Annotated in this window: 15 protein-coding genes and 2 pseudogenes; 9 read left to right on the plus strand and 8 right to left on the minus strand. The window is 62.5% G+C overall.

Annotated features, from left to right (window positions below; all coding sequences use genetic code 11):
- On the plus strand, positions 1-406 hold a 406-nt coding region (locus tag VL598_RS11850), incomplete at its 5' end, for an RIO1 family regulatory kinase/ATPase (protein WP_325326915.1).
- 171 nt (positions 407-577) lie between these two features.
- On the opposite strand, the gene VL598_RS11855 is transcribed toward VL598_RS11850, so the two are convergent.
- Positions 578-913 carry a DUF1330 domain-containing protein gene (locus VL598_RS11855; RefSeq protein WP_325326916.1) on the minus strand — a complete coding sequence of 112 codons (336 nt, stop codon included), beginning with the start codon at positions 911-913 and terminating at the stop codon, positions 578-580.
- Positions 914-1,160: 247 nt separating this feature from the next.
- Here VL598_RS11855 and VL598_RS11860 point away from each other — a divergent pair, with 247 nt between their 5' ends.
- The 5 genes and pseudogenes from VL598_RS11860 (at position 1,161) to VL598_RS11880 (ending at position 5,475) form a co-directional block, all read left to right on the plus strand.
- Positions 1,161-1,526: a nuclear transport factor 2 family protein gene (locus tag VL598_RS11860; protein ID WP_325326917.1), complete on the plus strand. Its 366-nt coding sequence runs from the start codon at positions 1,161-1,163 to the stop codon at positions 1,524-1,526.
- Between the two features lie 56 nt (positions 1,527-1,582).
- Positions 1,583-1,996 (plus strand): hypothetical protein, encoded by a 414-nt coding sequence (locus tag VL598_RS11865; RefSeq protein WP_325326918.1) that lies wholly within the window; start codon positions 1,583-1,585, stop codon positions 1,994-1,996.
- Complete coding sequence (locus tag VL598_RS11870) at positions 1,993-2,799, plus strand: helix-turn-helix transcriptional regulator (protein WP_325326919.1); 807 nt, start codon at positions 1,993-1,995, stop codon at positions 2,797-2,799. Before VL598_RS11865 ends, VL598_RS11870 begins: the two co-directional genes overlap by 4 nt.
- 32 nt (positions 2,800-2,831) lie before the next feature.
- Positions 2,832-2,954: pseudogene (locus VL598_RS11875) on the plus strand (IS5/IS1182 family transposase); the annotation flags it as partial.
- A 313-nt stretch (positions 2,955-3,267) separates the two neighbouring features.
- Positions 3,268-5,475 carry an eCIS core domain-containing protein gene (locus VL598_RS11880; protein ID WP_325326920.1) on the plus strand — a complete coding sequence of 736 codons (2,208 nt, stop codon included), beginning with the start codon at positions 3,268-3,270 and terminating at the stop codon, positions 5,473-5,475.
- Between the two features lie 351 nt (positions 5,476-5,826).
- Here the strand turns inward: VL598_RS11880 and VL598_RS11885 are convergent, their stop codons facing one another.
- From VL598_RS11885 to VL598_RS11895, 3 genes are all read right to left on the minus strand, one after another.
- Positions 5,827-6,663 carry an enoyl-CoA hydratase/isomerase family protein gene (locus tag VL598_RS11885; protein WP_325326921.1) on the minus strand — a complete coding sequence of 279 codons (837 nt, stop codon included), beginning with the start codon at positions 6,661-6,663 and terminating at the stop codon, positions 5,827-5,829.
- A 58-nt stretch (positions 6,664-6,721) separates the two neighbouring features.
- The gene (locus VL598_RS11890) at positions 6,722-7,399 is read right to left on the minus strand and encodes a type 1 glutamine amidotransferase domain-containing protein (protein WP_325326922.1); all 678 of its coding nucleotides are present in this window, start codon (positions 7,397-7,399) and stop codon (positions 6,722-6,724) included.
- A 552-nt stretch (positions 7,400-7,951) separates the two neighbouring features.
- Complete coding sequence (locus VL598_RS11895; protein WP_414718707.1) at positions 7,952-8,686, minus strand: arylesterase; 735 nt, start codon at positions 8,684-8,686, stop codon at positions 7,952-7,954.
- A 16-nt stretch (positions 8,687-8,702) separates the two neighbouring features.
- On the opposite strand from VL598_RS11895, the gene VL598_RS11900 reads away from it, so the two are divergent.
- Positions 8,703-9,389: an ABC transporter ATP-binding protein gene (locus tag VL598_RS11900; protein ID WP_325326923.1), complete on the plus strand. Its 687-nt coding sequence runs from the start codon at positions 8,703-8,705 to the stop codon at positions 9,387-9,389.
- 89 nt (positions 9,390-9,478) lie between these two features.
- On the opposite strand, the gene pgi is transcribed toward VL598_RS11900, so the two are convergent.
- Entirely contained in the window at positions 9,479-11,101 is a 1,623-nt protein-coding gene (gene pgi / locus VL598_RS11905) for a glucose-6-phosphate isomerase (RefSeq protein ID WP_325326924.1), read from the minus strand.
- A 415-nt stretch (positions 11,102-11,516) separates the two neighbouring features.
- Here pgi and VL598_RS11910 point away from each other — a divergent pair, with 415 nt between their 5' ends.
- Positions 11,517-12,107, plus strand: a complete 591-nt coding sequence (locus VL598_RS11910) for a hypothetical protein (protein WP_325326925.1) — start codon at positions 11,517-11,519, stop codon at positions 12,105-12,107.
- On the opposite strand, the gene VL598_RS11915 is transcribed toward VL598_RS11910, so the two are convergent.
- A complete protein-coding gene (locus tag VL598_RS11915; RefSeq protein WP_325326926.1) occupies positions 12,076-13,653 on the minus strand; it encodes an NAD(P)H-hydrate dehydratase in 1,578 nt (525 codons plus the stop codon). The genes VL598_RS11910 and VL598_RS11915 overlap by 32 nt on opposite strands.
- The gene (locus VL598_RS11920) at positions 13,650-14,960 is read right to left on the minus strand and encodes an FAD-dependent oxidoreductase (protein ID WP_325326927.1); all 1,311 of its coding nucleotides are present in this window, start codon (positions 14,958-14,960) and stop codon (positions 13,650-13,652) included. Before VL598_RS11920 ends, VL598_RS11915 begins: the two co-directional genes overlap by 4 nt.
- A gap of 428 nt (positions 14,961-15,388) precedes the next feature.
- Between VL598_RS11920 and purL the strand changes: the two genes are divergently transcribed.
- On the plus strand, positions 15,389-19,462 hold the full coding sequence (purL, locus tag VL598_RS11925) for a phosphoribosylformylglycinamidine synthase (RefSeq protein WP_325326928.1): 4,074 nt from the start codon (positions 15,389-15,391) through the stop codon (positions 19,460-19,462).
- Between the two features lie 464 nt (positions 19,463-19,926).
- Here the strand turns inward: purL and VL598_RS11930 are convergent.
- Positions 19,927-20,164: pseudogene (locus VL598_RS11930) on the minus strand (hypothetical protein); the annotation flags it as partial.

The following is a 20,164-nucleotide window of genomic DNA, read 5'->3' on the forward strand; positions in this document are numbered from 1 at the left end:
GCTGCTGAACCAGGTTGTCCGCATGCTCTGCGCGGGCGTAATTCACGGCGACCTGTCGGAATACAACATCCTGCTGGCAGCGGATGGGCCGGTGATCATTGATCTGCCACAGGCCGTCGACGCAGCCGGCAACAACGAAGCCGCCTCGATGCTGAAGCGAGACGTCGACAACCTGGCCGCGTACTTCGGACGGTTTGCACCGCAATTACTCACCGCGAGTTACGGCACGGAGATCTGGGCGCTCTTCGAAGCAGGACGGCTGCATGTCGACGCCGAACTGACCGGTCGCATCGAAGTCGACACGCGACCTGTGGACCTCGATGGCGTGCTGCAGGAACTCGAAGAGACACGTCTTGAGGAAGACGCGCGAGTGCGGCGACAGCAGGAACTGACTGCAGGCCGGTAACCGTGCTCGATATCCCCCGAAGATCGCCCGAAAGTGAAGGTCTTCGTGGATGTCACCGCTCGGCTAGGAACGGACGTTGACCTGCGCTTGCACGCGGATGCTCTAACGTCGGTTTCTGCCGAGAGAATGGCCAACCCCCGTTTTCCGTACGGCCTCCAGAGGATCCTGATGTCAATCCCCGAAACCGCCGGTCAGGATATCTGTCGCCTTGTGGCTGTGGTCTACGCCTTCGATCAGAATGACATCGCCAGATGAATTGCCGGTGCGCAGTGCAAGGATGTCCTGATAGCCGGGCGAGTCGTACCAGCCGCGAGCACTGATGAGGTCGGGAAAGGCAATCACGATCACATCGTCGGGCCAGGCTCCCTCGAGCACTGTCTTGGCGCCCCCGTGAATAATGAACCGTCCTCCGAAGGGGGCGAGCGTGTCGTCGATCCCGGCGAGGTAAGCTCTGAGTTCGGTTCCCATTCTGACGTCCCTGAGACGTCCGATCGCGTAGGCAGTCATGTTCTTGCTCCGTTCGACAGTATCATGGGTGGCCGGCACAGACTCCGGATATCCTCTTGCGCGGATGGACGAAGATTTCCAACCGCCACTTCCGGGGAACCACGGTGGCACGTCCCGAAGTCTGTGCACGTCAGAGTGGAGCAGTCCGATATTCGTTTCAATTACCTGCCGCGTAATTGAGCGCCCGTTGTGCCTTCGCTATCTTGGTCTTGCCTGAATGGACAGGCGCCTGACAATGGAGATTGACATGACTGACGCTGCCTACATTGCCGACCGCTACATCGCAGTCTGGAACGAGACCGATCTCGTCCGCCGCAATGCCCTGTTGGCTGATGGCTGGTGCGAGGACGCCACCTATGTCGACCCGCTGATGCGCGGTGACGGCCGCGACCGGATCGGCGCGCTGATCGCCGGCGTGCACGAGCGTTTCCCCGGATTTCGCTTTACGCTCGATGGCTGCGTCGACGGCTATGGGGACAAGATCCGCTTTTCCTGGGCGCTTGGGCCGGAAGCCGAACCCGACATGATCAAGGGCACGGACTTTGCGGAAATCGAGGATGGCCGCCTGAAGTCGGTCATTGGCTTCCTCGACAAGGTTCCAGCCAACGCCTGACCTCGACCGCACGCTCACCTCGATCCACCCATCCGTGTTGATAGAAGGCGCTGCCCATGCTCCACTTGCCTGTTCGAACGCCATCGACAACCTCGACCCACCGGCCAAACCATGCTCCCGCCGCCGATGGGGTCGACCGGTTCTATCGCGGCAGGGAAACGGGCAAGTCGGCACTCCTCCTGTCGGGATGGGTGAACTCGTCCATGCTGGGCTACCAGACGGCGCTGCTCGGGAGGGACCGCTTTCGCTGTGTCGCGTACGACCGGCGCTCCCGAGTGTGCTCACGCGATTCTAATGGCGGTTATGATTTCGACACGTTGACCGATGAGCAGGCCGCCGTGATCGAGTCGCTGGATGTGAGCGGCGTCACCGCCGTCGCTCGCTCCTTCTCGAGCACCGAGATCGAGCGCAATCTATTCCGCCACGGCAGCGAGTGGGGCATCGCATCGATCCTAGGGGCAAGCGCATGACCGACGCGACCGCTTCGACGGCAGGTGACTATCTGCGCACCTGGCGCCATCGCCGCCGCATGAGCCAACTGGATTTCGCGCTGCAGGCGGAAATTTCCCAGCGACACCTCAGCTTCCTCGAAAGTGGGCGTGCGACACCGAGCCGGGACATGTTGTTGCATTTGGCAGAGCGGCTGGACGTCCCGCTTCGCGAGCGGAACGCCATGCTGCTCGCGGCAGGTTTTGCGCCGGTCTATGCCGAGCGGAGCCTGGAGGACCCGGCAATGGCAGCCGCACGTGGCGCAATCGAGATGGTACTGAAGGCGCATGAGCCGTTTCCGGCGCTTGCCGTCGATCGGCACTGGAACGTTGTGGCGTCCAATAGCGCGCTCGCCTCGTTGCTGACTGGAATCGAGAACAAGGCGTTACTGGAAGCGCCCGTCAACGTGCTTCGGCTCAGTCTTCACCCGAAGGGGCTCGCGCCGCGGATCGCCAACATTTCGGAATGGCGCTCTCATCTTCTGGATCGGCTTCGCCGTCAAATCGCTGTGACCAGCGACAGCGTGCTCGCCGAGCTTCTGCAGGAACTCTCGGATTTTCCCATCAGCAGCAGGGTGCACGCCATACAGGCTGCGATACCTGCCGATCATGGCGGTGTCTTCGTGCCTCTGAAGCTCGTAACGGATGCGGGCTTACTGTCATTCATCTCGACCACCACGATGTTCGGTACGCCGCGCGACATTACGCTCTCGGAGCTGGCGCTCGAGGCCTTCTTTCCTGCCGACGCCGAGACTGGCCGGATCATCAGGCAGCTCGCCGAGTAGAGGCCCTCGCCGCGGTCGACCGAAGGCGCTTTCGTCGTGGCGAACGACACGGCAGCGGTTTTGGTAAGACGTGATGGGTCGTGGAGCGCACCATGGCGTGGCTGCACAACGTCAGACGCTTGCGTGTCCGCTGCGAACGCATCGCCATAGCTCATCGACAGCCACGTGTCCTTGAATGGCCGTTAGTCATGAGGACCGTGCGGGGACATGCTAGATTCGGTTTTTATTGCTCCCGCGATATCTACTTCCAAGAATTCGCTCAAAGCGAAGTCAAGTGGTGTAAAGCGGCAGAGCCACAAGAATTAAACTGCATCCGACGGGAGAAGTATGGGCACTTACGCTGACCGGGCAAGGCGCGATGCGAAAACGCCATCCCCCTCCACTGACACACAGGAACGACAGGGCGATCGACAGCCTGCTTCGCAACTTTCCGATAACCGTGCGCAAGCGGCCACCCAACGAAAGCTGATGGATCTGGTAACGCATAGCCCGCGGACGCAACGACTCGGTGCGCTCCAGTCAATCGTCGACAGCAGCCCAAAATCCCTACAGGCCATACAGCTCCAGGCGATGGCCAATCGTGATGCCGATCATGCGCGCCGCCCGTTTGCGTCGGCCGATCACACAAACTTGCCTGACCAACTCAAGCAAGGCGTCGAGAGCCTGTCCGGCATCTCAATGGACGACGTCAAAGTTCATTACGGCTCCGACAAACCGGCGCAGCTGCAGGCCTTGGCCTATGCGCAGGGTACTGACATTCATATCGGGCCGGGACAAGAGCACCACCTGCCGCACGAGGCGTGGCATGTCGTGCAGCAAAAGCAGGGGCGCGTGCAGCCTACGCGTGAAATGAAAAGCGGAGTTGCGATTAATAGCGACGCAAACCTGGAAAGCGAGGCGGACACGATGGGCGCCCGCGCGCTCCAGTTTGCTGGCAGGTTTGCGTCCTCGAAGCACGTGACCAGCGCTCACGGACCGGTGCAGCGTAAGGCCGAGATTTACGGCGATGCCGACCTGGGCGTCAACAGAGAGACGAAGCAAGCGGAGGGCATCCCAGATGCGGTGTTAGACGAACCGCTGAAGTATCAGCGATTCCGCAAGCTCAATCGCATTGGGGGCGCCCTCTACAAGAAGATGAGCGTGCCGAACATCGAGCCGGTCGTCGCAGGCGTGAAGACGTTCTTCCAACAGGTGAACAGTGAGCATGGTCCTGTGGCCGAAGATGTAAGACCGGCTGACAACAGCATCCATGACGCATCGTTGCGCGCCATCGAGGCGACTGTGGAGCACGATCACGCGCTGAGCACGCCTGAAAATTTCGAGGCATACAGCATGCTAGGGCCGCTCGACTTCTGGGTGAACAACCAGACCAGTTCCGAGGACATCCAGAGGGCGTTGCGCGGGTTCCGCTTGAAGATGGCGGAGCGGCCCGGCGTGAGCATCATTGCTCACCGCGGGCACGGGCCAACCAACCGAACGCGCGGCGGCCTGATCAGCCAGGAAGATCCGCGCCGGACCAGTCATCCGGCGGAAAACTCCAAGTCTGCGTTCGATGCGGCTTACACACAGGCCACCAGCGAGTCTGCGACACCGAAGCTGGACGGTATCGAATGCGACGTTTTCCTGTCGAGTGACGGTATTCCCATCCTCAGCCATGAGGGCAATGTCAAGGAACAGCTCTCATCGAGTCGTCAGGAGGTACATGCTGCGTTGGTGAGCGCCGGCACCGAGATTCAGGATCTGAGTGCGAAAGACCTGCGAAGCATCCAGCGTACCGATGACGCTCACAGTAATTTCGCCACGCTGGACGAATTCCTTAACGCCTCGGCGGATGTCGCGCAAGCCTACTTCGATGCGACGGGAAAACCGCTGCGCGTAGAGATCGAGATGAAGGGGCATCCGTCAGCAGCCCAGTTGGGAGCGGTGACGGGCGTTATATCCGGCCATGGATCGAGACAGAGGAAGAAAGAAGCAGCAGCGCAGTTCGAAGCGGAATATGCCACCCAGCTTAATCAGTCGGTTGCGAAGATCATCAGCAAGTTCAAGAAAGCGCACCCCAAGCCTTGGTGGGAAATCATCCTATTCAACAATTCGAACGTAAGCGCGAAACAGTTCGATGCGTTACGTACGCGCAAATCGCATCTGGGTCACCTTTACACGGGGTTGGGCTCGGACGACGCCGCAAAGGGAGACGAAGCGAGAGTTGATGAATTGCGTATGTCGGCGACACCCGCCAAGCTCAACCTCATGAAAGACCAGAAGAATTTCATCGTGACCTACGTGCCGGGCGCGGAGCGCCGGCACGACGCGGAGACTGCGCCACTTGGCGAACTCGATTTTGGTGTGCGCAACAGTTCTGAATATGCAAAAAACGTCAACGAGGAAATGCGAGATACGTCAGGCGCACAAGCGAAGGATCTCGTTGAGATACTGCTCTCGACAGCGCACAAAAAGAACGTCCATATGCTGACCGATATCCCCGAGAACGCGAGGCACTACAAGCAAACAGTACTGACCCACGTCGAAGCTGCTACGCAACTCAATAGCCTGGAGCAAGATCTGATCGCTGGTAACTGGTCCGCGCTTGACCCAAAGTTGCAGTCGGGGCTGCGTGTGCTAGTGCAGGCATTCCCTGATGCCTACCCGAAACTCTATGACTTCTTGAAGTCCGTCTAACTTCGCGCTCCACCTTCGCCCGGAATAACTGCTGTCCTTCGGTACTCGATGATATCGACGGCACAAGCGGCATGGAGCAGCAGCACGACGCAAACACGGGGGAATGGCCGATTTGAGGGAAGCCGTTAGCGGCCGAAGCGGGTCGAGTCGCGACATCTGCGTTCGACAGTAATCGACCGCTTTCGGACGTTGGCCCACGCGCACGAAAGCGGACAATCAGCGCGGGTTTATCTCGAAAGCAATGTTCATCGGTGCCGGGGAGCGGCCATTCCACGCGTTGTGGCCGGAAAGGTGTTGGGGCGCAGGAAATGCTGCAACGCGAGGCGGCGCGGCGAGAGATCGCGCGCCGGCCTAGCCCGAGAGCTGGCCAAGGTAGTATCCGAGCCGATCTTCGACGTCCCCTGGCTTGTGGAACCCACGCGCAAGCAGTGCCTTGATGCCGTCCTGCGCGGCGGGCCGCCCAAGCGACGCGATGCACGCGTCCCATCCGGCGCCGAACTCGACGTCCGGCGGCAAGCTGGTGTTGACGAGACGCTTGGTGTTGGCGATTGCCCATTTGTCAAACCCGGAGACACGAGTCGCCAGCGCGTCCACGAATGCATCGAGGTCGGCATCGGGCAGTGCTCGGTTCACGTAGCCGTAGGCCTCGGCCTGGTCGCCTCTGATGTCGTCCGAGGTCAAGAGTACCTCCAGGGCACGGTTACGGCCGATGAGCTGGGGCAGCCGGGCCATGGGGCCGCCGCCGGCGACCATGCCCACGCCTACCTCCCATTGCGAAAGAATGGCCTTTTCTCGACTGGCGAAACTCATGTCGCAGGCGAGCGTGATCTCGCTGCCATTGCCCGTCGCCCGCCCGCGGATGAGGGCGATGGAGACGACGGGCGCGCGCGTCAGGCGCACGAGGAAGTCCGGCCACTGCGGCAATCCTGTGGGGCCGGGCGGCATTGCGGTCAGGTCTTCAAGCCTGGCCAGGAAATCGGAGTGATTCAGGAAGTAGCCGTCCACCGCGCTGTCGAAGACTACGACCCTAACTTGCTCGTCGGTTTCGAGGGCGTTGATGATCTCGTGGAACTGTCCGACCATTGGCGGGCTCATGACATTGATCGGCGGATTGTTGATCGTGACACGCCAATAGGCCGGGGACCGCCGGGCAACCGTAATCTGAGGGGAGTTCGTCGTGGCGTTCATAGGGGGCTCCTATCGTCGACACATTCGCGCGGGCTTCATAGTCCGCGCCAGGTTAGAACTAGGCCTGCAGAAGCTTGAGCAGCTCCCTGGCGGTCGGGCCAGACGAGGCTGGGTTCTGGCCGGTGATCAACCGCCCGTCGACAATGGTGAGCACGGCCCAATTGGCCACCTTTTCAAAGCGACCGCCGAGACGCTTGAGCTCATCCTCGACGAGGAAGGGCATGACCTTGGTCAGGCCTACGGCTTCTTCCTCATCATTGGTAAAGCAGGTGACGCGCTTTCCCTTGACGAGAGGCTCTCCCTCGTAGGTAGCCTTTAGCAGAACACAAGGGCCATGACAGACGGCGGCGACCGGCTTGCCGGCGTTGTAGAAAGCCTCGACCAAGGCGATCGAGTCCTTGTCATTGGTCAGATCCCACATCGGGCCATGGCCACCGGCATAGAAGACCGTATCGTAGTCGTCCGCCTTGACGTCGGCGAGCTTGACGGTATTGGCCAGGACCTTCTGGGTGGCAGAGTCTTCTTTGAAGCGCTCCATCGAGTCGGTCTGGTTGTTCGGGTCGTCGCTTTTGGGATCGATCGGTGGCTGGCCACCCTTGGGCGACGCTACGGTAATCTCGGCCCCGGCATCTTTGAACACATAGTAGGGGGCCGTGAACTCTTCGAGCCAGAAGCCGGTCGGCTTGCCGGTATCTCCGAGCAGGTTGTGCGAAGTCAAAACGATCACGATTTTCATTGCCGGTCTCCGTTCATCGAGGTGAATGCGCGATCGCGGCATCGCCGGGGGGAAACGTTGTTCAAATCAGATGTTTGTAGTCCTCGCCTTGCCGGGAAAATAACTCGCGCAGGCCTGGAGGCAGGGGGCCGCCGGTCACGATGAAGAGGACGCTGCCACCCTTGCCGCCAAAGAAACTCTAGTCGCTAAAGGTTTTGCCTGCACGAGCGAGTGGTCGTTCGGCTTCGAGAACGGTCGCTCCCGTAGCACAGTAACGGCGACATGAATGACGGCAACGGTTCGCTTGCTGCCCCTCGGACCTTTTTGCCCCGGCGCAAACAGTCCTCGCGATCACCGATCACGAATTCCGGGGCCTGCATGGGTGGTCGGTGTCTACTGTCGTAGCCGGGTGTCAGAAGAAAAAATGGCCGCAGCGGCGGCTGCGGCCATTAGTAGAGTTACAAAGAGTAGCTCGGGCGCAAGTCGTTGCCGGTCCTCACTCACGCATTAACTAGTCGTCTTTTATATCCGTAATCGTTGGGTGATCCGGGGGGAGTTTCGTAGTCGGCGAGCCTAATGCGACGATTGCCCCAGCAATGGCTCGAGCACCGGCCAGACGTTATCGAGCAAGATAGGCTGCGCCTGCTGATTTGGGTGCATCTGGTCGGCCTGGAACATCTCCGGTTTGTTCTCGATGCCGGCGAGTAGGAAAGGCACGAGCCGGGCGCGAAATTCCTTCGACAGGTTTTCGTAGATAGCGTGAAAGCGCTGCGTATAAGCCGGCCCGTAATTGGCAGGGACGTACATCCCTACGAGCACTACTTTTGCCCGCGCCTGCTGCGCTTCCGTGACGATCGAGCGAAGGTTGTCCTCGGTAGTGGCAAGCGGCACACCACGAAGGGCGTCGTTGGCGCCAAGCTCGACGATGACGACCGAGGGCTTGAGCCGCGTGATGAGCTCCGACATGCGCGCTCGCCCGCCGCTTGTCGTGTCGCCGCTGATGCTTGCGTTCGCAACGCTATAATCAATCCGCTTGTCGGCAAGCCGACGACGCAGCAACGCGACCCACCCCGTATCACGCGGTAAGCCGTACTCCGCCGAGATGCTGTCGCCGAGCACTACGATAACCGGCTTGCCCGATTCAGCAGCAATGGCAGCGTTGGCCGGCGGGGACGTAATCCATGTCGCCACCGCTGAAATGAACAGTGCCGCGAGCACCGTACGCACTACCGATATGCAGGCGGCGCGCCGAATCAGCTGCGCCGTCGCGAGCGCACCGGCCCGCAGGCCGGCCGCCACTTTATTCACTCTCGAGCGATGCTTGATGCAAGAAAATATCGAGCCCATTATTGAAGTGCGGAAGTTGTGCAAAAGGGTCAAAGATGCGACAGGTGAACTGTCAATTCTCGACGAAATCGATCTCGACGTCATGCCGGGGAGCAGCATGGCCATTGTCGGGGCGTCCGGTTCGGGCAAGTCGACGCTGCTCAGCTTGCTCGCGGGGTTGGACAACGCGACGTCGGGCTCTGTTCGGCTGTTCGGCCACGAGCTGACGTTGCTATCGGAGGACGAGCGCGCGAATCTGCGCAACGGTTCGGTGGGTTTCGTTTTTCAGTCGTTCCAGTTGATGCCGCATTTGACCGCACTCGAGAATGTGCGCTTGCCGCTCGAGCTGCAAGGCGGTATGTCGCCGCTTGACGCCTCGCGGCGAGCGCATGCGCTGCTTGAGCAAGTGGGGCTCGGAGCGCGCACGGGCCATTATCCGAAGCTGCTCTCAGGCGGAGAGCAGCAGCGCGTCGCCCTCGCGCGCGCCTTTGTGACGGAGCCGGCCATTCTCTTCGCCGACGAGCCGACGGGCAGCCTCGACGCCGCAACGGGCCATGCCGTTATCGACCTCATGTTTCGTATGAACGCGTCGCACGGCGCGACGCTTGTGCTCGTCACCCACGACATCGCGCTTGCACGGCGCTGCGCGCAGGTCGTGACGCTCGACTCGGGCCGCGTGGCCTGAAGCTGGAGCCATCGAGCCCTGGCGCTCGTGCCAGGGCGGATGGCGCTGTCCGCACGACCGCTTCGGCCCCGAGAGCGGCACGGTTGCGCCTAACAAACTTGCGCCGCTTTGCGCGCGCGCTCGATGAGCGCCGATGTGGACGAGTCGTGCTTGGCGGGGGCGAAGGTCGGCGCAGTGAGGTCCGCTTCGACAACCTTGCCGAGGATCTTGCCGAGCTCGACGCCCCATTGGTCAAACGGGTTGATGTTCCAGACCGCGGCCTGAACGAGAACCTTGTGCTCGTAAAGCGCGATCAGTGCGCCGAGCGAGCGCGCAGTGAGCGCGTCGATGACAAGCGTCGTCGACGGGCGATTGCCGGGGAAGACGAGGTGCGGCACGAGTTCAGGCTTGTCGGGGCCAGCGACTTGGCGTGCTTCCTCGACGGTACGGCCAAGCATCAAGGCTTCGCTTTGCGCAAAACAGTTCGCGAGCAGCTTGGCGTGATGGCCCCTGAGCGGATGCTCGGGCCTCAGCACGGCAATGAAGTCGATCGGTACGATCGTTGGACCCTGGTGCAGCATCTGGAAGAACGCATGCTGGCCGTTCGTGCCGGGCTCGCCCCACGTCACGGCCGACGTGCCGTAATCGACAAAGGTGCCGTCAAGACGCGCCGATTTGCCATTGCTTTCCATCTCGAGTTGCTGCAGGTAAGCAGGCAGGAAATGCAGCGCTTCCGAATAGGGCGCGACGAGGTAGCTTTGCGACCCGAAGAAATTGCGATACCAGATACCGATGAGACCCATCAGCACAGGCAGATTTCGATCGAGCGGCGCTTCGCGAAAGTGCGCGTCCATGTCGGCGGCGCCCGCGAGCAGCGCATCGAATTCAAGGGGGCCGATGGCGATCATGATCGAGAGGCCGACAGCTGACCACAACGAGTATCGTCCGCCTACCCAATCCCACATTTGAAATACGTTGTCGCTCGCAATACCGAACCGGATGACCTCGGTGGGGTTCGCCGATACGCCGACAAAGTGCTTGGCCAGCGCGCTTTCCGGACACCCTTTCTGCAAGAACCACTGGCGCAGCGAACAGGCGTTGGTCATCGTCTCGAGCGTCGTGAACGTTTTCGAGACGACAATGACGAGCGTTTCTTCCGGGTCGATGCGGGCCATGACGCGCGCAAGGTCGGCGCCGTCGACGTTCGAGACGAAGTAGGTCGCAATGCCCGGGTCGGCCAGGTGGTGAAGGGCGTGGACGACCATCTTGGGCCCAAGGTCAGAGCCGCCGATGCCGATGTTGACGACGTGGCGGATTCGCTTGCCGGTGTAGCCCGTCCAGGCACCACTGCGCACGCGATCAGCAAAGGCGGCCATCTTGGCGCGCTCGGCGATGACCTCCGCATGATAGGGGGCGTCGTCGCGCGTGGCACGCAGCGCGGTATGCAGCGCGGCCCGGCCTTCGGTCGGGTTGACGATGTGGCCGGCGAACATCGCGTCGCGGCGCGCTTCGACGCCTGCCTCGCGCGCAAGCGCCACAAGTAGGCGTAGCGTCTCGTCGGTAATGCGGTTTTTCGAGAAATCGGCGACGAGCCCGCCGCCCTCGAACGTAAAGCGCTCGGCGCGCGACGGCGTGCCGCGATCTTCGGCAAACCAGTCGCGCAGCCGCGCGTCGCGAATCTTTTCGTAGTGCGCTTTTAGCGCAGACCAGGAAGAAAGCGGGTTCGGCGTCATGGATGTCCGTCTAACGAAAGGGCTGGAAGATGACTGATGGCGGCGGCCTGGGGCCGTGGCCGGTCTTTCACCAATGCTTTGCTGCGGATTAACGAAACAATCGTTCGAAAAACTGAGCGTAAAACGCGCCACGCGGTTGCATCGTTCGATGAAGCCAATCGCAGGGCCTTGCCAGTTCGCTCGCATTGCTGCCGATCATGCAGCCGATTCGGCTCGCCAGCGTGCAAGGCCGCCACGCGGTCGATCAGTATAGCGACGTTGCATGTCGCCCGGCGTGCTTTAGCGCCACTGGCCAAGCAACTGGCGCCGAATGGCATGTAAAAAGAGAGGGCAGCAAATTGCACAGTCCGTTTCGACCCCTGAGCGAACCGGACCGCGTACGTTCAGACTAAACTGAGCGAAAGAGGAGGCCATCATGATGGGAAAAAATTTCACAGGTGTTGCCGGATTCGCCAGTTTCACGCGTTTCAAGCGTTTCACCTTAGCGAGCTGCTTTGGATTGGCAAGCCTCGGTGCGTTCGCAGGAACACAGCCGGCAGCTAGCAGGCTCGACTACGCAAACGCAAGCTACCTCATCGAGCACGAAAACGTGCAACTCGTACACGGCAAACGATCAGTAGCGGCTGCGCCCGGCTCCGCCACGCGGCACGTCACGCGCATTGTTGGGCAACCCGCATTCGGTCGGCTCGGTGTGAGGCGGGCCGCGGCGGTGTTCCTGCTGGACTCGCCGGGCGGCAGCGGCAGCTTCTTCTATGCCGCCGCCACGTTCGGCGACGGTCGGACAATGCCCTCCATCTTCCTGGGAGACCGTATCAAGCCGCAATCGATGGCATTTCAAGGCGATGAGGTCGTCGTCCGTTACCTCGATCGCAAGGCGGACGAGCCAATGGTCGCCAAGCCCACGGTGCCGAAGACGATGCGGCTCAGCTTCGACGTCGAAACCAACCGTTTGGTCGCGCTGACGCCGGGTGTCGCTACGGGCGCGGCGGGTAAATCAGGCGATTGAGCGACGCTCGTACCGCAGGCGCGAGCTCTCCAGCTGTGAGGCCCGCGGGGCCGGTGCCGTTGGCCACCAGCACATCGGCGGCCAAGCCGTGCAGATAGACGCCCGCAAGTGCTGCTTCGTAGCGCGGCAGGTTTTGGGCGAGGAGGGCGCCGATGATGCCCGCGAGGGCGTCGCCCGTGCCGCCTGTCGCAAGCGCAGCGCTGCCGGTTGGGTTGATGGCAGTGCGGCCATCGGGCGCCGCAATCACCGTACCGGCACCTTTTAGCACGACGACCGCGCCGAACCGGTCCGCCAGTGCGCGCGCTGTGCCGAGCCGGTCCCGCTGCACACTGGCCGTGTCGCAACCCATAAGCCGGGCTGCTTCGAGCGGATGCGGTGTCAGCACGCTGGCGTCATTCGCCGCACCGCGCGCGGCCAGCGCGTCAGCCAGCTTGATGTCGTCCGCGAGCAGATTGAGCGCGTCGGCGTCGATCAACTTCGGCACATCGAGCGAGAGCGCCTTGGCCAACACGTCGGCGGCACCTGGGCCTTGCCCCATCCCGCAGCCGAGTGTCAGTGCGTCCATCGCTTCGAGGGCGAATCCACCGATGGCCTCAGCCGGATGCAGCATCAGCTCGGGATGAAGTGCGTCGTAGGGCGGGGCTCCCGAGCCGACGAACGCGACATGAACCTTGCCGGCACCCGCGTAAAGCGCGGCCCGCGCAGCGAGAATCGGCGCGCCGCACATGCCGGTGTCGCCGCCGACGACGGCGAGGCTGCCAAACGTGCCTTTGTGCGAGGCGAACGCACGCGGTGGAAAGCCGGCTGCGAACAGTGCCGGCGCATTTAACAGCGCGGCGGCGGGCGCATCGATCTCGTCGATCCCAAGTGGTGCGATCGCGATCGTCCCCGCCAGATCGCGGCCGTGCGTCATATAGAGCCCGGGCTTGGCGCCAATAAAGGTGAGGGTATGCGACGCGAAAACGGCGGCTCCTCCACCGACGACATTGCCGGTGTCGCTGTCGAGCCCGCTTGGCACATCGAGTGCCAGCACGCGTCCTGTGGCACGCGCGCGCGCCGTGATCCGTTGCGCGAGTTCCGCGAAGACGCCCTCGACCGGCCGCGCCAGTCCGATGCCGAACAGGCCATCGACAAGCCAGCCGTGATCGTCGAGGGAGGCGGGCGGACCCTGAGAGATGGGCACACCCGCGGTGCGGGCCTCGGCAAGCGCCCAGCGAGCGTCATCGGGCGCCACCTCACGAGGCATGCAGACCTCGACGGTGATACCCGAGCGTCGCAGCTCGGCCGCACACACGAGCGCGTCGCCGCCGTTATTGCCGGGGCCGGCTGCAAGCCAGACCGTCCGTCCGGCCGCAAGCGAGCCGTCGTGCGCGGCAATCTCCAGCAGATAGCGCGCGGCCGCCGCCCCGGCCCGCGCCATCAGCGTATGGGCCGGCAGTTGACGGGCTGCGCACACTTCAAGCGCTCGCAGCTGCGAGACGGTGTAAAGCGGCGCTGGCCGCTCGTGCGGATTGACAACGACGGGGCTTTCGCCGGATTCGGTCATGGACGTTGGCTGACGAAACGGTCGGCCCTCAGGGCCGCGAGCGTATCGGGCGGCACGCTGGGTTCGAGGCCGCTCATGAGGTCAGCAATCACTTTAGCAGAGCCGCACGCCAGCCCCCAACCGGCGGGGCCATGCCCCACGTTGACGAAAAGCCGCGGATGGAGCGCTTGACCGACGACCGGCAGCCCGTCCGGCGACAACAGCTTCGCGCCGTCCCAGGCGTGCGCCGCGGAAATCCGGGCGGCGCCCGGGATCCAATCATGCGTGGCTTGCGCGAGCATCGCCGTGGCCGCTTTCGCCAACGATTCGGCAGGCGCCTTCATGACCTCTCGCTCGGGCTGCAACAGGGCCGCATTCGCTACGCGCACGCGCTGGTTCGTGCGCGTCATCGTAATGCGCCGCACCGTGTCGACCACGCTCAAATGCGGCGCGCACTCCTCGTAGGCAAGAGGTGCCGTCAGCGAGAAGAAGCGGGCCGGATGCAACGGCAAGCGCAAGCCCGCTCGCTCAAGCAACGCGAGACTGCCTGCGCCCGCCGCAACGACGATCGCGTCGGCCGAAACCACCTCGACCTCGCGTTCACCCGCTTGCGAGCCACGAGCGGGGACCAGTTCGACGGCGGCGCGCCGATCGTCGAGGCGAAGGCCCGCCACGGTGCGACCGAGCATGAACTGCGCGCCGCCACGATCTTCCAGCACCTGCTTAAGGAGCTTCGTAAACAGCGGGCAGTTGCCAATACGTTCTTGCTCGAACAGGACACCGCCGGCGAAAGCAGGTTCGGTCGGCACCGAGTGCTCGATTTCACTGCATTCGCTGGCGCTGAGGACGTGATGCGGAACTTCGAGTTCGCGCAGCAACTCGAGCGCACTCTGCGTCAGTTCCCAATCGCGCGCATGGCGCACGACATGCAACAGCCCGTTCCTTTGTTCGAACTCGAAGTTAAAGCGCGTTTCGATCGCGGCTAGCGTCTCGCGCGCCACATCGACGAGCGGTTTCAAACGACGGTACTGTTCGCAAAACGCCTCGTGCTCCTGAAGCCGAGTGAGACGCTGCATGAAGCGGCGCGTTGCCGAGTTGAACCCTGGCTTGTAAATCAGGCCGCCGCGGGGCGCACGCCCCGACTTCACGTGGGTGGGACCGAACCAGACGTCGAGTGGCGTGGGCAGGAGCGTGCCGCCATGACCGTAGGTGGCGCCCTGGGCGACTGTCGCGTGGCGCTCGACGACGCAGACGCGATGGCCGGCCGCGTGCAACTGGTATGCGGTGGCGACTCCGGCAATCCCGCCGCCTATGACGATGACATCCATTTACGATTGGTTGGGGAGCGCTGCAAGCCTGCCACGGTGAACCGCGCCGCTGCAGCGATGCCCAGCTGCGGCTTCATGTGACGGCCGGCGCCGCGCCATGCATGACGATGAACGTTCGTGCAAGGCGCCGATCAAGAAAACCGCGCATCATAGCGTCAAATCCCTCGATGCGCCTCGCCTGCGCGCGCTAAAGGAGCATTAAAGGAGCGCAAAGGGCGCTCTCAGTCGCTCGAAGCGGCATGGACAAGTCAAGGGAAGGCCGCATGGGAGCCCCGATGAGGCCCCGACGCTACACGGCTTATTGGGGGGCGACTTCCGGGTATAATTGCGGTCTTCCTTTCGCCTCATTGTCGTTTGCATGCTCAAGACGGATTGCTGCCCCATCGTCCGCATGCGCCTGCGCGACTCAACGACGATCACGTCTTTCCATGGCCCACTTCTCGTGTTTCCCCGGTGCTACGGCGCTGTCCGATTTTCGTCAAACCCGCCTGCTAGAGACGCTTACCCGCATCGATCCGAACATCGTCGGCGTACGCGGTCAGTATCTGCACTTCGTCAACGCGCTCTCGCCGCTCACGGCCGAGGATAGCGCACGCATCGAGGCGCTCATGCATTACGGCGCGCCTTTTCCGGCCGTTGACGATCGTGGGACGAGCGAAACCTTCCTGGTTCTGCCGCGCTTCGGGACCGTATCGCCCTGGGCGAGCAAGGCGACCGATATTGCCCGTCACTGCGGCCTCGCGCAGGTGCGCCGAATCGAACGCGGTATCGAGTACACGGTGACGTTGAAAAAGGGCTTGCTTGGCGGCAAGAAAGCTTTGAGCGATGACGCACGCGCTGCCATTGCCGCCGCGCTGCATGACCGCATGACAGAGAGCGTTGTGGGCTCACGCGACGACGCGGTACATCTCTTCGACGAGCTGCCTGCCAAGCCGCTTTCGACCGTCGATATTCTGGCTCAGGGCCGCGGCGCGCTCGAAAAGGCGAACGTCGAACTGGGCCTCGCGCTCGCTGAAGATGAGATCGACTACCTCGTCGATGCCTTTACCAAGCTTGGCCGCAATCCGACCGACGTCGAGCTCATGATGTTCGCGCAGGCGAACAGCGAGCACTGCCGCCACAAGATCTTCAATGCGCAATGGACGATCGATGGGGAGCCGCAGGACATGTCGCTCTTCCAGATGATCAGGAACACGGAGAAGGTCAATCCACAGGGCACGATTGTGGCCTACTCCGACAACTCGTCCATCATGACGGGCGGGATGGCTGAGCGATGGTTTCCGCGACCGACGGCAGCAAACGCTGATAAAGACGCGCCGAGCGAACGTTACGGCCGCCATGTCGAGCTCACACACACGCTGATGAAGGTCGAAACGCACAACCACCCGACGGCCATCTCGCCGTTCGCGGGGGCTGCGACGGGCGCGGGCGGGGAGATTCGCGACGAAGGGGCAACGGGCCGCGGAGCGCGTCCGAAGGCCGGTTTGACGGGCTTCACCGTGTCGAACCTCGAGCTGCCGGGGGCGACCGAACCTTGGGAGAGCGCACGCGACGCCGCGGTGCCGCTCGCCGCGCGCAATTCGGCAGAGGCGCACACCGCCTACGGCCGGCCGGACCGCATTGCTTCGCCCTTGCAGATCATGATCGACGGCCCCTTGGGCGGCGCGGCCTTTAACAACGAGTTCGGGCGGCCTAACCTCGGCGGCTACTTCCGCGTCTATGAGCAGAACGTCGGCGGTCAAGTGCGCGGGTATCACAAGCCGATCATGATTGCGGGTGGCATCGGCAACATCTCGGCCGAGCACACGCACAAGCACGATTTGCCGGCCGGCACGCTGCTGATTCAGATCGGCGGCCCCGGCATGCGCATTGGCATGGGTGGCGGAGCGGCGAGCTCGATGGCAACGGGCGCGAACACGGCCGAGCTCGATTTCGACTCGGTTCAGCGCGGCAATCCCGAGATCGAACGGCGTGCACAGGAGGTCATCAATGCCTGCTGGCAGCTCGGCGATGCCAATCCGATTTTGAGCATTCACGACGTTGGCGCCGGCGGCCTCTCGAACGCCTTCCCCGAACTCGTCGATGGCGCCGGCAAGGGAGCACGCTTCGAGCTGCGCGAGGTTGCGCTCGAGGAGAGCGGCTTGTCGCCGCGCGAGATCTGGTCGAATGAAGCGCAGGAGCGTTATGTGCTCGCCATTGCTCCGGCCGATTTGGCGAAGTTCGAAGCGGTTTGCGCGCGCGAGCGCTGCCCGTTGGCCGTCGTTGGCGTGGCGACCGAGGCGAGGCAGCTGCAACTCGTCGACGCACAGGCGGAGGGCGCCGCGGCTTACCCCGTCGATATGCCGATGGATGTGCTGCTTGGCAAGCCGCCGCGCATGCATCGCAACGTCACGCACGTGGCCGCAGAGCGTGCACCAGTCGACGTCACGGCGCTGTCTCTGGATGAGCTTGCCGTCTCGGTGCTCAAACATCCGACTGTCGGGAGCAAGTCGTTTCTGATCACCATTGGCGATCGCAGCGTGGGTGGAACGAGCGTGCGCGACCAGATGGTGGGTCCGTGGCAAGTGCCGGTGGCCGATTGCGCGATTACAGCCGTCGACTATGCGGGTTTTCGTGGCGAAGCGATGACGATGGGCGAGCGCACGCCGCTCGCGGTAATCGACGCGCCCGCGTCTGGCCGCATGGCCGTTGGCGAGGCTGTGACGAACATCGCGGCGGCACCGATCGCCTCACTGGACAAACTGAAGCTGTCGGCCAACTGGATGGCGGCGTGTGGCAGTGCCGGCGAGGATGCGGCGCTGTTCGATACGGTGAAAGCAATCGGCATGGAGCTGTGCCCGGCGCTCGGCATCGGCATCCCGGTTGGCAAAGATTCGCTGTCGATGAAAACGAAGTGGGACGAGAACGGCGTCGCCAAGGAAGTGACGGCCCCCGTTTCGCTGATCATTTCTGCGTTTGCGCCCGTTGACGATGTGCGCGGCCATTTGACGCCGCAACTGCGCCGCGCGAACGAGGTGGGCGACTCCGCACTGATCGCCATTGATCTTGGGCGCGGCAAGCACCGGCTCGGCGGCAGCATCCTGGCGCAGGTGACGCAGCAGGTTGGCGACAGTGTGCCCGACGTCGACGACGCTGAAGACCTGAAGCGCTTTTTCGCGGCCATTCAGGCGCTGAACGGGGCGGGGCTGCTGCTGGCCTATCACGACCGTTCTGACGGCGGCTTGTGGGCGACGGTGTGCGAAATGGCGTTCGCAGGACACGTGGGCGTATCGCTCAACGTGGACATGCTGACGCTCGACCCGGCGCACGAGTTCGATTACGGCGACGCAAAGGACTGGGCGAAGCAGACTAGCGGACGCCGCGAGGATCTCACAGTTCGGGCGCTTTTCGCCGAAGAGCTGGGCGCTGTCGTACAAGTGCGTGCGACTGAGCGCGACAAAGTGCTCGGCGTGTTGCGCGAGCATGGCCTTGGCGCCTGTTCGCACGTGGTCGGCACGCTCAACGAGCGTGACGTGATTGAAGTCTACCGTGACGCGAAGAAGATCTACGGTGCACCGCGTGCGGAGCTGCAGCGCGCGTGGAACGAGGTCAGCTGGCGCATCGCGCGCTTGCGCGACAACCCGGCATGCGCGGACGCGGAATACGATGCACTGCTTGATGCAACTGACCCGGGCATGTCGCCCCACCTGACGTTCGATCCGACTGAGGACGTTGCGGCGCCCTTTATTTCGACAGGCTCACGCCCGCGCGTTGCGATTCTTCGCGAGCAAGGGGTGAACTCGCACTTGGAAACGGCTTACGCCTTCGATCGTGCCGGGTTCGATGCGCACGATGTGCATATGAGCGATTTGCTGTCTGGCCGCGTGACGCTGGCCGACTTCGCCGGTGCTGTGGCGTGCGGGGGCTTCTCGTACGGCGATGTGCTGGGAGCGGGCGAGGGATGGGCGAAAACGATTCGCTTCAACCCGATGCTGGCCGACATGTTCGCGACGTTCTTCGACCGGCCGGACACGTTCGCGCTCGGCATTTGCAACGGTTGTCAGATGCTGAGCAGTATTGCGTCGATCATTCCGGGCGCTCAGGCGTGGCCGAAGTTCACGCGAAACAAGTCCGAGCAGTTCGAGGCGCGATTCTCGCTGGTACGGGTGGAGTCGTCGCCATCGATTTTCTTTGCTGGCATGGAAGGCTCTCAAATTCCGGTTGCCGTCGCGCACGGGGAAGGTTTCGCCGATTTCTCGCAGCAGGGCGACGTCTCAAGCGTGAATGTCGCGATGCGCTTCGTCGATCACCGAGGCGATTCAACGGAGCGTTATCCGTTCAATCCGAATGGGTCGCCGTCAGGCATTACGTCGGTGACGACGCCTGATGGCCGATTCACGGTGCTGATGCCGCACATGGAACGTGTACACCGGACGGTGCAGATGAGCTGGCATCCGGAAGGCTGGGGCGAGGAGAGCCCGTGGATGCGCGTGTTCCGCAACGCGCGGCGGTGGCTGGGGTGAGATGGGGTACGGCAGGCGTAGAACAGAACGTCTGCCGTAAATGAATCAGACAATCATCATGCCCGGCTTCGCGCCGGGCGCACCTTCATCGAGTGCGGTGTTCGGAAAACGCCGAGCTTGAAAGCTTCATTATCCGAGTTTCCCGATCAAGTTTCGGATCACGCGTTTCGTTGCGGGCTCCGCGGCAAGTCAACAATGCCCCCGCGAGATCCACATCGTGGTATCAGCAGGACGAATCGAGTTTTGCCTAGGGCATTTTCGATGGTCTGCTCTCCAAATCACCGCAATTTAAATCGACTCTGCTGTCTTGTCGCCTATTAGGTTTGCCAGCATGGTTGGCGTTGCGCATGGCTATTCTTTTCTGCGCGGGGTTAATCGCTTCGATGTCGACCGTGGCACTGTCATCGGCTCCTTATCGTCGCGACGGAAATCGCGCAATTGAGACTATCGTTAAACGGAGACGATTATGGTGAATGGCTCGGCGTACCTGCAACCTGGCGCGGCGTACCTGCAACCTGGTTCGGCGTACCTGCACCCTGGCGCGGCATACCTGCATCCTGGCTCGGCATACCTGCAACCTGGCGCGGCATACCTGCACCCTGGTTCGGCGTACCTGCAACCTGGCGCGGCATACCTACATCCTGGCGCGGCATACCTGCATCCTGGTTCGGCGTACCTGCAACCTGGTTCGGCGTACCTGCA

Source organism: Trinickia sp. (genome assembly GCF_035492435.1).
In the GTDB taxonomy this organism is placed as follows: domain Bacteria; phylum Pseudomonadota; class Gammaproteobacteria; order Burkholderiales; family Burkholderiaceae; genus Trinickia.